Below are 13,025 nucleotides of genomic sequence, written 5' to 3' on the forward strand. Positions count from 1 at the left end.
AATGTGGAAAACAAGAATAGTTTTCCAGAAAAGTTCTATTTTTCGAAATTACCACCTAACCAATTTTGAAGAGTTTCCGGAGTAATGTTCAAAGGAGGAATCTTACTTTGCGCCAAATAGTTATTCACACGTACAAGTTTTTCCTTCCATGATTTAGCCATCAGTAGTTTTTCTCTTAATTTGGAATCAGCAGCTATTAATGAAACTATCATCTGCGTTTGTTTCACTATTGTTCTGGCCTGCGGTTTTTTAGTATGAGGCATTTTTTTATTGACTTGATCCAACTCAGAAATCGTCACGACGTTGACTTGATCTTTAAACTTTAACTCAATCAGTTTTTTTAGCTCTGATGCAAAAATGACAATATCTTCTGAGCAAATTTTTTTACCCTTAAGACTCCCCAACCAGTGGTGATTAGTATTTGGCAGTCGGCAAAAGTCAAACTCGTCAGAATCAACACCAACAGAAAACAAGTCTATAAATGAATCTGATGAAGATGGGATAAGCCCCCAAAAGCCTTTAGGGATAATCGGAATTGTGAACAGCATATAATCTAGACCATCACGTTCAACATTCCAGCCTTCAGCAACTTCCTGTTCAGGTAATAAAATCTTGGACAATGGCTCATCAACTTGCCATGACAAAGGGAAAAGCCCACTGAAGTACTCTCCATCTTCCAATGGAACTAAGTAGCTGTCACAAAAAACCTTCAAATTTGATTCGAGTTCATCCGTTATTTGACTAACGACATCATCAGATAATTCACTTTGATTAATTTTTTTCTTTAGCTCCTCATCTTCGACGCCAATACTTGCCTGTAATGACATATACGACTCTATATTTTCATCGTTCTCCACTGAGGAGCCCAAATTGATACAAGTGAGAATCACTCCCTCGGTTATCAAATCTTCAATATCTTGATTTTCAATAGATTGTTCTAATACTTCGCTAAGGAATCTAGCCGCACGAGATATCGAACATTTTTGAAATGGTATCAAAATAGTTTTTCCATTTCCTTTTGAATCGCTCACTCTTAACTCCTTTAAATACCCTTAAGAAGAGCATCCATTGGTTATGCCCCCCTCAATTAAAAATTAGAAATTGATAGTTTTCAAACCACTTTCAATTGTCGTAAACCTGTTACGGATAAAGTTCCAAAGCTAGCCTGATCTATATGCTCACTCCACCAGTTCATTAATGGTTTACGTTGTTCAAAATAACTCGTACGGTTATAAGCTTTACGAATAGAGTTCTTATCGGTATGTGCAAGTGCCGCCTCTATCACATCAGCATTGAATCCCTGCTCATTTAAGGTCGTTGATGCTAGAGAACGTAAACCGTGTGCAGTGGTCCGTCCTTTAAAGCCAATTCGGCTTAAAGCTTTATTAATGCTTTCTGCATCTGTCGCTTTCTTTGGATCACGAATGGATGGAAAAACAAAATCCCGATGACCACTGACAGGTCTAACAACATCAAGAATGGCTAATGTTTGTTCAGTAAGTGGTATTTGATGCTCTTTATTCATCTTCATCCGGCTAGCTGGTATCGTCCACACAGCATTCTCAATATCAATTTCAGACCAACGCGCTCCGGCCGCTTCATTAGGACGGGTCATTGTATGAAGTTGCCACTCAATAAGACATTTTGTTGTTATCGCCATATTTGCACGTGACACTGTTTGAACTAACTCTGGCAACTCATCAGGCTTTAATGCAAGCATATGTTTTACTTTTGGTTTTCGGAATACTTCTTTAATACCACTTAGGGGATTCGCATGAATAAGACCAGCATTGACCGCGTAAGTCATGACTTCATTCATAAGTTGTGCAGTACGTTTGACCGTTTCAAGATGACCGCTTTGTTCTACAGGCTTTAGTGCTGCTATAGCCATAGGTGCCGAAAGCATAGTTACTGGAATAGAACCAATTTCAGGAAACGCATAAAGCTCAAGCTTGCGCCAGTTACCTTCTATCGTTTTTTCTTTGATTCTATTTCTCTTAGTATCCATCCATAGCGTGGCCACCACTTTAAAAGTATTGTTTTGTTCACTGGTGGTTTTTGCTTTTTGTTCAGCTTTAACCAGTTGAGGATCTATACCTTCTGAAACTAGTTGTCTGATCTCAGTAGCTTTATCTCTAGCATTGGCAAGTGATACATCAGGATATGATCCAATTCCTGTATACGTAGGCTTTTGAGTTGTCGGTTTGATATACCGACATTCCCAAGCTTTTGAACCCCCCTTTCGTATATGTAGATAAAGCCCACCACCATCACCAAGACGGTATGACTTATCTTTTGGCTTTGCACTTGCAACTTCTTTAGCAGTTAGTTTTGCCATATCCACTCCCAAAAGTAATGCTTTTAGAGGTTCAATCCGGTTCCTTAAATTTTGTGTAATGCATCTTATGTGAATTTCTATTTATCATATAGTTAGCATGCTCAGAAACCGATTCCAATTCTGCTCCTATAAGCATAAGTAATGCTAATTTGAGCCCTAAAAGTAATGCTATTTCTGAATACAGTATAAAAGCATTACTTTTGGCATTACAGAAAAAGTTGGTTTGGGATAGACACGATTAGGCAGGATTTGACAATAAGTAATTGTTTTTAATGAATTTTAGGCAAGAAAAAAGACGCCCTTGGACGTCTTTTAACATGAATGTGGCGGTGAGTGAGAGATTCGAACTCTCGATACGTTGCCGTATACACACTTTCCAGGCGTGCTCCTTCAGCCACTCGGACAACTCACCGAATCAAATTGTGGTTGGTGTTGCTCACCAACGAGGCGCTAATTTAATGATTCTATTACCTTAGGTCAAGACCCATTCCCAAAAAAAGCCAAGTCATTGGGTTTGTTTGGCTACTTATTGGGTTAAGTGGTTAAGGTTCATGCAATTACGCGCGTTGGTAGTAACCCGGAACGCGGAACCACTTGCGGCATAGGTCGAGAAAATAGCCGTACAACACACCCATACCACATGAGATGACAGCGTTCGAGGCAACGGCCGTCATGATCTGATCGGTGGATGCCCCCACGGCCAGAAGAATGCCGGCATAGACTGGGGATTGAAACAGCACGTAAGCCAGCAAGTCTGAGACGCTTTTCATTGCACCTGATGGCGATAGTCGTCGCCCTTGACGCAACACAAAGTCACGAAACACGCCATAAGGCCATGCGATAGCGATGTTGACGGGAATAGACAGCGTTCTTGATGCAAGAGACTGCTCGAATGTCATACCAGAGATAAAGATCTCAATGATCATTCCGGAAATAAAGCAAAACACGACCATTGCAAAGGTATCTGCAGCGGCATGACGAATACAAAACGGCGCTCTAGGCCTCATTTCACTCACCAAACAATAAACTAATACAACACACAAACAACAACACATACAACTAAGATAAAAATATCACCCAGTTGATGGCGCTATTAGAACAGTAAATTTGCAGTCTTTGATCTCGAATTTAAGTAAGCTTGGTCAATAACCCACCAAATAGTGTGAGCAAGGCAGCATTTTTCACTACCTTTCTGACCTTTGTGTGTTTTCTGAGCAAAACGAGCATTCAGGTAGTATTGAGGTGAATGTGGCAGCCAATTCTAGATGTTCCGACTCGCTTCAACGGCGAGAGTATCCAAATCGATTTGGCTTGGCGTACGCTTGGCTTCTATGTCACCGTGAAGGTTGTCGATGGCTTGACGTAAGTTGGCACTTTTCGACGAGTCGACACTTGCTTGAATCGCTTCAACGCAGGTCAGTGCTTCTTCAAACTGTTGATTTTCAATCGCTACGAACAAACTCACCAGTGCTTTCTCTAACTCTTCTTCGTTTGAAATGACTGCGCTCATTGAACCATACAGACGATGAGTAAACTGGAACAGTGTGTCGTCAAGCTCGGTTTCATCGATGGGTTTGGAGATAATGGCGTCCACACCTGCGGCGTACATTTTGTCTTGTGTCTCTTTGAACAGGTCGGCCGTACAGCCAAAAATCAAGGTGCTGGCATGGCCATCGGGGAGCGCTCGAATCGCTGTGGTGGACTCGATCCCATCCATTACGGGCATGTGGTTGTCCATCAACACTAGGTCATAGTGGGTTGAGCCAATCGCATCAATGGCTTTTTGACCATTATCGACACAATCACACGTAAAGCCTTTATTGGCCAAAAACGTGCTCATGATCACGGAGTTGGTGCGGTTATCTTCCACAATCAGCGCTTTGAGCCCTTTGTAGTCCACTTTGCACCGCTGAGCCATTTCGACAGGTTGAATGTCACTGATGGCCATTTCGATGCTGATGTGAAAGCTCGAGCCGATCCCTACCTCACTGGTTACGCTTACTTCGCCGTTCATCAGTTCACAAATCTGTTTAACAATAGAGAGGCCAAGCCCTGTTCCACCGTAACGTCGTGTCGTTGAAGACTCTGCTTGCTCAAAAGGATTAAAGATCTTCCCTTGCGCTTCTTTGGCGATGCCGATTCCCGAGTCTCTGACCTCGACGTTGAGGTAGTTCTTCCCATCACGCTTTTGTTCACTCAAATGCACTTCCACGTAGCCGCGAGATGTAAACTTCACCGCGTTATTGAGCAAGTTAAATAGGATCTGCCTTAGACGCGCTTTGTCGGCGCAGTACCAACGCCCATCCGGTACGTCACTGTGCACGGTTAACTTGAGTCCTTTTTCATTACACAGGGTGTAATAGACGCTGTTTACGCTGCCGATGATCGATTCAAGCGGGAAAGGATGATTTGAGAGCTCTAGACGACCTTGCTCAATTTTGGAGAAATCGAGGATTTCATTGAGCAGCGTCATCATGTGATCCCCAGAGTCATAGAGGGTTTTCATGTGTTTGCGCTGCTCATCATCTAAATCGGTTTTGAGTAGAATCTGCGCCGTACCTAAGACGCCATTCATCGGTGTGCGTATTTCGTGAGACAGCGAGGCTAAAAACGCGCTTTTCGCTTCGGTCGAGGCCTGCGCCTTGCGTTTTTCCGCATCAAGATACACGGTCTTTTGGTTAAACGTGTCGATAAGGTGACGAATTTCATCTTGGCTGTTGTAGGTAATGTCTATCACCCCACCTTCACGAGAATCATCCACTTTTTTGGCGATATAGACAATGGGAGAAATGAGGTAGCGGTTAATCAAAAAGTACCCAATCAGTACACAGATCAGCATGATGGGGACAATACCCGCCTCCACCTTGTAGACGACTTCATAGACTTGTTCGGTCACGAGGCGCTTGGCGTTGATGACATCCACGCTCCAATTAAACTCACCAAATTGGAAGCGACTGATGTACATCCCTCTCACGACTTGAAAATTGTGCTCGGTCACCAAGTCCCCGTAGGCATCGCGCAAGATGACGCCGAGATCGTACTGCTCAGCATGTTGGCGAACAAATTTCACCAAGCTGGACAATGAAATATCGACGGTAGCGACACCGGCAAATCGCCCGTCAACATAGTATGGCGAGGAAGCGGTAATCATCTGAATGTGGGTGAACGGATCAATATAGACTTCAGACCATGCGACATAACCGGCGGGCTTTTCCACCGCCGCTGTAAACCATGGTTCTTGCTGATAACCCCCTAAAGCAGGATTATCCCATGAGCGTATTCTGTCTATCAGGCCATCACTGGCTCGGGTAAAGAACAGGCTTTGGAGTTGTGTCTCACGCGCGTCTTGAGCGCCCTCTTGGTTCGAGGCCGGCCACAGTCCACCACTGACAGTGATGCCCTGCAGCGTTTCAAACAGTTTGTACAAAATCCGTTCTTGATGATCTTGCGGCTCGTTGTTGCTGCCGATGGCGACAATGCTTTGCAAAATGCCCAGCGAGCTATTGATCGGTTCTTCGATTTGCGCCGAGAGGAGCTCAGTGCGCAGATCCAAATTCGCTTCCAACTGATCGCGTATCGGTGGCTCAACCACCAAGTAGCTCACGGTACCAATGAGCGTCACCGCCAGCGCCAAATAGAGCGCCAGCGCATAACTACTTTTGCGCTTGAGGGAAGAACGAATTTTCATAAACGTCTGAATTTTTACTGTTTCTAAAAAATTATAGCGGATATCACTAGGGTTCAACCTTTTTCTCTCAGAAAGAGACTGTTAACATTGCTCCATCACAACTCAAACACTCAATGGAACCCATTTTGACGCTACAAGAGATCCTAGCTCTGCCAGAACTAGAAGGCCGACTTATTAACGAAAACAAAACTCGCGGTTTTGTGACTTCCATGGCCGCGGCACCCAACGTGCTGGCACCGGAAGAGTGGCTTCCATTCTTATGGGGCGGTGAAGACGTCGCTCCGTTTTCCGATGGTGAGCAGCTTGAGTCCTACATTGAAGCGGTGATCGCGATGTGGAATGACTACCGTCCTGCCCTGTTAAACAATGAATGGCAATGGCCAGAGAGCTGTCAGATTGATGAAGAAGAGATCGTCAACGAAGCGACTCGCGATTTCTGCGAAGGCTTACTGCAAGGCTGGCAACTCGCGCGCGATGATTGGGAAACCATCATGCCAGAAGAGAGCGAAGATAACGCGCTATTGGGTGGGGTACTGCTTTCTATCAGCATGTTGTACGATCCCGAGACCTCCATCGCCACCTTGGCCGATCAAGGTATTGAGGGTTTAGAGCAGTTTGAAGAGATTTTCAACGCTGTGCCAACCATGCTATGCGGCCTTACCATGCGTGGCTCAATGCTGGCGGAGCAAGATTAATCCCTGAATGGAAACGAACAACGCGGCATCACGCCGCGTTTTTTAATCCAACTTTTGCCACCGGAACGACTCGATTCGTTCATCTGAAATATAGAACAGCTTATCGCCCGCTTTGACTTGCCGATCTAAATCCGGGTTCAGCTCAATCCCCTCACCAACATCAATCGCGATCAATGTCGCTTGTTGAGTTCGCTTCATGTAATCAAAAATAGGCGAGATGTCGCGCTGAATAAAGCCCGTTGGTAACGTGGTGGAGTACTGCGTCATACCCCGCGTCGAAGCAAGCAACTCTTGATGCAAAGCGCTAGAGCCCGGGTCAACAGCCGCTTTGGCGAGCATTTCTGCGCCTACTGCGGGTATGCACTCGGCATTCGGGCAATGCTGGCTAAGAAGCTGGCTGAGCGCCTCATCTTTAAAGTACGCGAGTAAATGAGCCTTGGGGTTCACGTTCGCCGCGTAGAGAGCCGCAGAGAGCGTGATGTCATCTTCTAGATTGTCGACCACGATACAGCTCGCATCGGTGATAGACGCTTTCGCCATCTCTTGCTGGTCGGTATAACTGGTGACTCGCACAAAGCCAATTTCACCAGGCAATGGGTTTTCGATGTCTGAGCGGCTACACAGTACAATCGGGCGCTTGCCCGCTTCCTCATGCTGTAGCATCCGAATCAAATGCATCGTGCGCTGCCCGTTCCACCCCAACAGTAGTATATGATTCTCCACACCCACTCTCCGTTTTCCTAATACACCAGCTCGCCAATAGTCCACCGCACTGCCCGCCAGTCGTCCAATTAAGGCCGCGAACAAGGTTAACCCGCCAGGGATGACAAACAACATCACAACCCATTTTCCTACGGCAGTCTGCGGTGAGTGATCGCCATAACCCACGGTCGAGGCGGTCACCATCAAAAAATAAAAATAGGTTGAAATATCTTGTGTGAGCGCTTGCTCACCACTGGCATCAAGCAAGACCCATGCAATCAACACGTAGAGAAAAAACAAAATCAGCACATTGCGTGCACTGAGTTTGAACAAGTGCGTCATCATCCACTTTCTAAAGGTGAGCCACAATGTCATGCTGAGTCTCTACTGTTGTGATATTGGCGTCTATGGCTTTCATACTAGCGGATCCCTAGAACGAAAAAAACCAGCCAATGCGCTAACACAATGGCTGGTTCTCTCAATAGGCGTTTAACGCATCAAAGATTAGGCGTTGCCTTTCACTTGCAGGTTAAGCTGCTCCGCAAAATCAAGCATGCGGTTAAGCGGAATGAGTGATTTCACTCGTAGCGCTTCGTCCACAAAGATTTCGTGCTCTTTGCCGCCATCACGCAGGGCGGTTTCAATCGCTTTAAGCCCATTCATCGCCATCCAAGGGCAGTGTGCACAGCTGCGACACGTTGCACCCGCGCCAGCGGTTGGGGCTTCAATCAACTCTTTCTCTGGCACCAATTGCTGCATTTTGAAGAAGATACCTTTATCCGTCGCGACGATCATCTGCTTATGCGGCAGAGCCTTAGCGGCTTTGATCAGCTGGCTGGTCGAGCCAACCGCATCGGCCAATTCAACCACACTAGCGGGAGATTCCGGGTGGACCAAAATCGCCGCATCAGGGTAGACGGCTTTCATCTTACGCAGTGCATCTGCGGAGAATTCGTCATGAACTACGCACTCCCCTTGCCAAAGCAACATCTCTGCGCCTGTTTTGTTGGCAATGTAAGAACCTAAGTGACGATCTGGGCCCCAGATGATCGGCTTATCTTGCGCGTCTAAGTGTTCGACGATTTCGAGTGCAATACTCGATGTCACCACCCAATCAGCGCGCGCTTTTACCGCTGCAGACGTGTTGGCGTACACCACCACAGTATGATCAGGGTGTGCATCACAGAACTCACTGAACTTATCCGCTGGGCAGCCTAAATCAAGAGAACACTCCGCCTCTAGGGTTGGCATCAAGATGCGCTTTTCAGGTGTGAGGATTTTTGCAGATTCACCCATAAAGCGAACGCCCGCAATGATCAAAGTGCTGGCTGGGTGACGGTTACCAAATTTCGCCATCTCAAGCGAATCACCCACGAAGCCGCCGGTTTCTTCTGCCAACGCCTGAATTTCAGGATCGGTGTAGTAGTGGGCAATCAGTACCGCATCTTTTTCTTTCAGCAGCGCTTTAATATTGGCCACGTGGGCCTGCTTTTCTGCATCCGTCAGCGGAACGGGCTTAGGAGGGAATGGGTAAACGGTTTCAATTTTATCGAGTATGTGGCTCATTGCTCTTGCTCTACGCAACTTCCAGTAGTCCGAATATTGTAACCCCAAGTGTGTTGTAGATTCCACCTCATCCTTAGAACCGCTGCTTATGCGTAAGAGACAAAGGCTATCGAACCCAAAATGAAGAAGGAGCGACATGCGCTCCTTCTTGTTGATGATGTGTTGCCCCAGGGCGACGAGACACGCAACGAGACAGAGTCTACATGCGTTCCTTTGCCATATTGGCGGATGCGCTGGTAGGGTACTCATCTACCACCTGTTGGTAGTACTTATTCGCCTGAGCTTCATTGTTGTTGCGCTTAGCAATGTCACCCAATTTGAGCAGTGCGTCTGCACGCTTATTGGACTCTGGGTAGGCAATCACAGCGGCAAAGCTGTTCACGGCTTCTTTGTCTTCTTTCTTCGCGAAATAGAGCTGTCCTAACCAGTAGTGGGCATTAGGCGCAAAGCTAGAATCTGGGTAGTCTTGCTGGAACTGTTTAAATGCAGCGATAGCGCCGGTGTAATCGCGCTTTTTCAGCACGAGATCGGCGGCGTTTTGATAGGCTTCTTGCTCGCTCGCATCGGAGCTGAAGGTGCCGGTCGGCTGGTTGTCTGCTGCATCCGCAGGGACCACAGCAGGCGCGGCGCTGGCTTGAGCGCGCAGCTTATCGAGCTCGATAAACAGCTCACGTTGACGTTGCAGCATTTGCTGCATGTCGTAATTATTCTTTTCGATTTGTCCGCGAAGGTCGCTGATTTCTAGCGCCATACCATCAAGTTGCTGCTGCATTTGTAGCTGCACACGGTTGCGGTTTTCTAATAAGCGTTCAAGACGCTCTACGTCTGACTCGTTACTACGCACAACGGATGTCGACGCAGCGCCGTTGCCACTACTGCCGAGATCAGATACTGGGGCTGGTGCAGCGAGCACAGAGCTCGCTGCACTTGCCAGTAACGTCAGCGTAAACGCTCGCTTTAAGTTACTGAACATGAGGCAATCCTCGAATTAGTACACTAGAACAGCGCGGCGGTTCTTAGCGTAAACATCTTCTGACTGACCAAGAAGAAGAGGTTTCTCTTCACCGTAGCTTACGATAGCGATTTGATCAGCTTGAACACCAAGTGCTTGTAGGTATTTCGCTACGGCTTCCGCACGACGCTCACCTAGGGCAATGTTATACTCAGGCGTACCACGCTCATCCGCGTGGCCTTCGATAGTCACTTTAAGCGCAGGATCTTTGCTTAGGTATGCCGCGTGTGCTGCTAGCATCTCTTCGTAATCTGCTGCGATAGTTGCATTGTCGAAAGCAAAGTAGATAGTTTGCGTTTCACGTAGCGCTTGCTCTTTTAGTTCTTGCTCAGAAAGTTGAGCGTTTTGATCGATAGGAGAGACCATAGTGGTATCTGTACCGTTCGCTGAACCTTGAACTGATTGGTTAGTTTCAGAACCAGAAGCGTTAGCTGCGTCGTCGCTTGAGCTACATGCTGTAACTGCAAGGACAGGAAGCGCAATTAGAAGCCCCTTAAACACTTTATTAAGTTGCATTGTTGATTTTCCTTATTTTAGGTATTTACTTGCTACAAAAATGGTGACCATGCAGGTGCACGAACACGTCCGTTTGTCGCTGGTAATCTCGCTTTAAAACGCCCATCGATGGAGACCATGGACAGCACATTGGCTTTGTTATAGATCGAACTATAAATCACCATGCCACCGTTTGGCGCTATGCTCGGAGATTCATCGAGCAGTGTTTTCGTTAGGATTTGTACCGCCCCTGTTTCTAGGTCTTGTTTTGCAAGGTTAAAACCGGTGTTGCTTTGGTTAACCATCACAAGAAAACGACCATCAGGCGTGATTTGTCCACCTAAATTTTGACTTCCTTGCCAAGTGATTCGACTGGATGACCCGTTTGCCAAATCTACTTGATAAATCTGAGGTTTTCCACCCCGATCCGAGGTAAAGATCAGAGATTTACCATCTGGGTGCCAAAACGGCTCCGTATTATTAGAGCGGCCCGTCGTCACCTGAGTTAACTTGCGACTGTTTAGGTCCAGAGTATACACATGCAAGTTACCGGTTTTTGACAGCACCAACGCCAACTTACTGCCGTCTGGTGAGAATCGTGGCGCCCCATTGTGACGCGGATAAGAGGTCACTTTTTCACGCTTGCCGGTGTAAATGTTCATGATGTAGATTTCTGCTTGGCCGTTTTGGAAGCTCACATAGGCAAGCTGCTGACCGTCCGGTGACCAAGCTGGTGACATCAATGGTTGTTTAGAGCGCAGCACTAAACGCTCGTTGTAGCCATCATAATCGGCGACGCGAAGCTGATAAGGGAACGTCTCTTTGTCATTGACAACCACATAGGCAATACGGGTCAGAAAGGCGCCGCGTTCACCGGTTAGCTCTTGGTAGACAAGGTCGGCAATGCGGTGCGCGTACTCACGCATGCGATCGCCCGGTACGGTGGCACGCTTGTTAAACAGCACGTGATCTTTTGATAGGACCAATTGACCATCGTCGCTGAGCGCTTTGCTCTGCCCTTGCGTCAACTGACCACGTACCACATCCACTAGCTGGTAGTTGATCACGTAGTTGCCTTCCGCATTTTGGCTAATGCTACCGGTGACGAGAGCATCCACACCGATGCTCGTCCAAGCATCAAAGTTGACGTCAGATTCGTTATACGGCGTTTGTGGCATTTTACTGGTGGCAACTGGGCTAAATTTACCGCTGCGCTGCAAGTCAGATGCAATCACGTTAGACACATCTTCAGGTAACTTGCCTGCACCTTCCCATTGGAAAGGCACAATCGCGATGGGACGCGCAGAATCAATACCGTCGGTAATAACAAGTTCCAAGGCCGCGTTGGCTACTTGAAACAGGCTCATAGTGGTGAGCACCCATCCTAATACTAATCGCTTTAACACAAGCATTTCCTTTTACTCAATCCTGAATTACTCAGGAATTACTCGTAAGTTGATGTCTTTTAACTTGTTCACTATGTCTTGGTCGGTTGGCAGCGGAAAGGTGCCGACTTTGGCAACCGCACTCTTGGTCGCGGCGCACAAACGGCTGTCACCCTCTCGAACGCTCAAATTACCAACAATCGCGCCCGATCCCGTGGGTATCAAGCGCAGGTTAACCAAACAAGACTTTCCCCGAAAACTGTCCTCAAGCAATAAATTCTGCTGGATCAGCTGGGTGTAAATCGCTCCGTAGCGGTCCGCTTCACTGGCTACATGGCGTGAACGCGCACTGCTGTTACTCTGTGACTCTGACTCTAGGCCAGCGAAGATATCGTTAAGCGCCGCCTCTTGCTCTTTGCGCTCACGTTCCAGTCGCTGCAAACGCTCCTGCTCTTGACGCGCTTTTTCTGCGGCTTCTTTGGCTGCACGCTCTTTTTCAATCCGCTCTTGCTCAGCCTTCTTCGCTGCTTCTTGTTTCGCTATGCGTTCTTGTTCCGCTTTTTCCGCCGCTTCACGCTCACGACGCGCCTTTTCTTGCGCCTCTTGCGCGGCTTTCTCACGAGCGACACGCTCTTGTTCTGCTTTAGCAATCGCCGCCTCTTTGGCTAGGCGTTCTTGCTCTGCTTTCTTCACCGCTTCTTCTTTCGCTTTGCGCTCCGCCTCAAGTTTGGCTACACGCTGCTCTTCCGCTTCGCGCTGCTTTTCTTTCTCAACACGGCGTTTTTCTGCTTCGCGCGCCGCTTTGGCTTCTTGCGCTTGCTGCTCTTTTAGCTTGCGAATGCGCTCTTCTTCCGCTTTACGGTTCTGCTCGAGCTTTTCACTTTCTCGGCGCAGCTTATCGAGACGCTCTTGCTCTTTTTTCGCGGCCTCTTCACGCTGGCTGCGAATTTGCTGTGCTTGCGCGCGCACCGCACTGGGGTCTATGACCACCGCTTGCACGAGCTGGCCCGTTGGTTTTGGCGTCGACATGGTGAAATCCGTTCCCAAAATCAGTGCCACCACCAAAGCCGCATGAAGCCCAACTGAAATCAGTATGGGCTTTTTGTATTCACGAAATAGAGACTTCTTTTCTTTCATAGATTGG

General features: G+C 47.4%; 11 protein-coding genes and 1 tRNA gene. 1 reads left to right on the forward strand and 11 read right to left on the reverse strand.

The annotated features are described in order from the left end of the window. Positions 1 to 35: 35 nt before the first annotated feature. The 5 genes from AC6R1A_RS09610 to AC6R1A_RS09630 all read right to left on the reverse strand — a co-directional run bounded on the left by AC6R1A_RS09610 (position 36) and on the right by AC6R1A_RS09630 (position 6,026). Entirely contained in the window at positions 36 to 1,031 is a 996-nt protein-coding gene (locus AC6R1A_RS09610; RefSeq protein WP_500634128.1) for a hypothetical protein, read from the reverse strand. Positions 1,032 to 1,111: 80 nt separating this feature from the next. Next, positions 1,112 to 2,338: an integrase domain-containing protein gene (locus tag AC6R1A_RS09615; RefSeq protein WP_500634129.1), complete on the reverse strand. Its 1,227-nt coding sequence runs from the start codon at positions 2,336 to 2,338 to the stop codon at positions 1,112 to 1,114. Positions 2,339 to 2,662: 324 nt separating this feature from the next. Further along, positions 2,663 to 2,750: transfer RNA gene (locus AC6R1A_RS09620), tRNA-Ser, on the reverse strand. A 145-nt stretch (positions 2,751 to 2,895) separates the two neighbouring features. Then, the gene (locus tag AC6R1A_RS09625; RefSeq protein WP_487902653.1) at positions 2,896 to 3,345 is read right to left on the reverse strand and encodes an L-alanine exporter AlaE; all 450 of its coding nucleotides are present in this window, start codon (positions 3,343 to 3,345) and stop codon (positions 2,896 to 2,898) included. A 254-nt stretch (positions 3,346 to 3,599) separates the two neighbouring features. Continuing rightward, positions 3,600 to 6,026, reverse strand: coding sequence for a hybrid sensor histidine kinase/response regulator (locus AC6R1A_RS09630; RefSeq protein WP_500634130.1), 2,427 nt, complete (start codon positions 6,024 to 6,026; stop codon positions 3,600 to 3,602). 125 nt (positions 6,027 to 6,151) lie between these two features. On the opposite strand from AC6R1A_RS09630, the gene AC6R1A_RS09635 reads away from it, so the two are divergent. Next, positions 6,152 to 6,721: a UPF0149 family protein gene (locus tag AC6R1A_RS09635; RefSeq protein ID WP_500631941.1), complete on the forward strand. Its 570-nt coding sequence runs from the start codon at positions 6,152 to 6,154 to the stop codon at positions 6,719 to 6,721. Positions 6,722 to 6,763: 42 nt separating this feature from the next. Here the strand turns inward: AC6R1A_RS09635 and AC6R1A_RS09640 are convergent, their stop codons facing one another. The 6 genes from AC6R1A_RS09640 to tolA all read right to left on the reverse strand — a co-directional run bounded on the left by AC6R1A_RS09640 (position 6,764) and on the right by tolA (position 13,018). Next, positions 6,764 to 7,798: an ion channel gene (locus AC6R1A_RS09640; RefSeq protein ID WP_500634131.1), complete on the reverse strand. Its 1,035-nt coding sequence runs from the start codon at positions 7,796 to 7,798 to the stop codon at positions 6,764 to 6,766. A 129-nt stretch (positions 7,799 to 7,927) separates the two neighbouring features. Continuing rightward, entirely contained in the window at positions 7,928 to 8,989 is a 1,062-nt protein-coding gene (gene nadA, locus AC6R1A_RS09645) for a quinolinate synthase NadA (protein WP_500634132.1), read from the reverse strand. A 199-nt stretch (positions 8,990 to 9,188) separates the two neighbouring features. After that, positions 9,189 to 9,962: a tol-pal system protein YbgF gene (ybgF, locus tag AC6R1A_RS09650; protein ID WP_500634133.1), complete on the reverse strand. Its 774-nt coding sequence runs from the start codon at positions 9,960 to 9,962 to the stop codon at positions 9,189 to 9,191. A gap of 15 nt (positions 9,963 to 9,977) precedes the next feature. Further along, on the reverse strand, positions 9,978 to 10,517 hold the full coding sequence (pal, locus tag AC6R1A_RS09655; protein WP_334550954.1) for a peptidoglycan-associated lipoprotein Pal: 540 nt from the start codon (positions 10,515 to 10,517) through the stop codon (positions 9,978 to 9,980). Between the two features lie 32 nt (positions 10,518 to 10,549). After that, the gene (gene tolB, locus AC6R1A_RS09660) at positions 10,550 to 11,902 is read right to left on the reverse strand and encodes a Tol-Pal system beta propeller repeat protein TolB (RefSeq protein ID WP_500625849.1); all 1,353 of its coding nucleotides are present in this window, start codon (positions 11,900 to 11,902) and stop codon (positions 10,550 to 10,552) included. Positions 11,903 to 11,929: 27 nt separating this feature from the next. Beyond that, entirely contained in the window at positions 11,930 to 13,018 is a 1,089-nt protein-coding gene (gene tolA, locus AC6R1A_RS09665) for a cell envelope integrity protein TolA (protein ID WP_500634134.1), read from the reverse strand. Between the last annotated feature and the right edge of the window lie 7 nt (positions 13,019 to 13,025).

Source organism: Vibrio sp. R10-SG3-ISO3 (assembly GCF_059834225.1).

Bases quoted from the DNA above. Each gene is read 5' to 3' on its own strand.
- AC6R1A_RS09625 (WP_487902653.1), bottom strand. From the start codon at position 3,345: ATGAGGCCTAGAGCGCCGTTTTGTATTCGTCATGCCGCTGCAGATACC.
- pal (WP_334550954.1), bottom strand. From the start codon at position 10,517: ATGCAACTTAATAAAGTGTTTAAGGGGCTTCTAATTGCGCTTCCTGTC.
- ybgF (WP_500634133.1), bottom strand. From the start codon at position 9,962: ATGTTCAGTAACTTAAAGCGAGCGTTTACGCTGACGTTACTGGCAAGT.
- AC6R1A_RS09615 (WP_500634129.1), bottom strand. From the start codon at position 2,338: ATGGCAAAACTAACTGCTAAAGAAGTTGCAAGTGCAAAGCCAAAAGAT.
- tolA (WP_500634134.1), bottom strand. From the start codon at position 13,018: ATGAAAGAAAAGAAGTCTCTATTTCGTGAATACAAAAAGCCCATACTG.
- nadA (WP_500634132.1), bottom strand. From the start codon at position 8,989: ATGAGCCACATACTCGATAAAATTGAAACCGTTTACCCATTCCCTCCT.
- AC6R1A_RS09630 (WP_500634130.1), bottom strand. From the start codon at position 6,026: ATGAAAATTCGTTCTTCCCTCAAGCGCAAAAGTAGTTATGCGCTGGCG.
- AC6R1A_RS09640 (WP_500634131.1), bottom strand. From the start codon at position 7,798: ATGACATTGTGGCTCACCTTTAGAAAGTGGATGATGACGCACTTGTTC.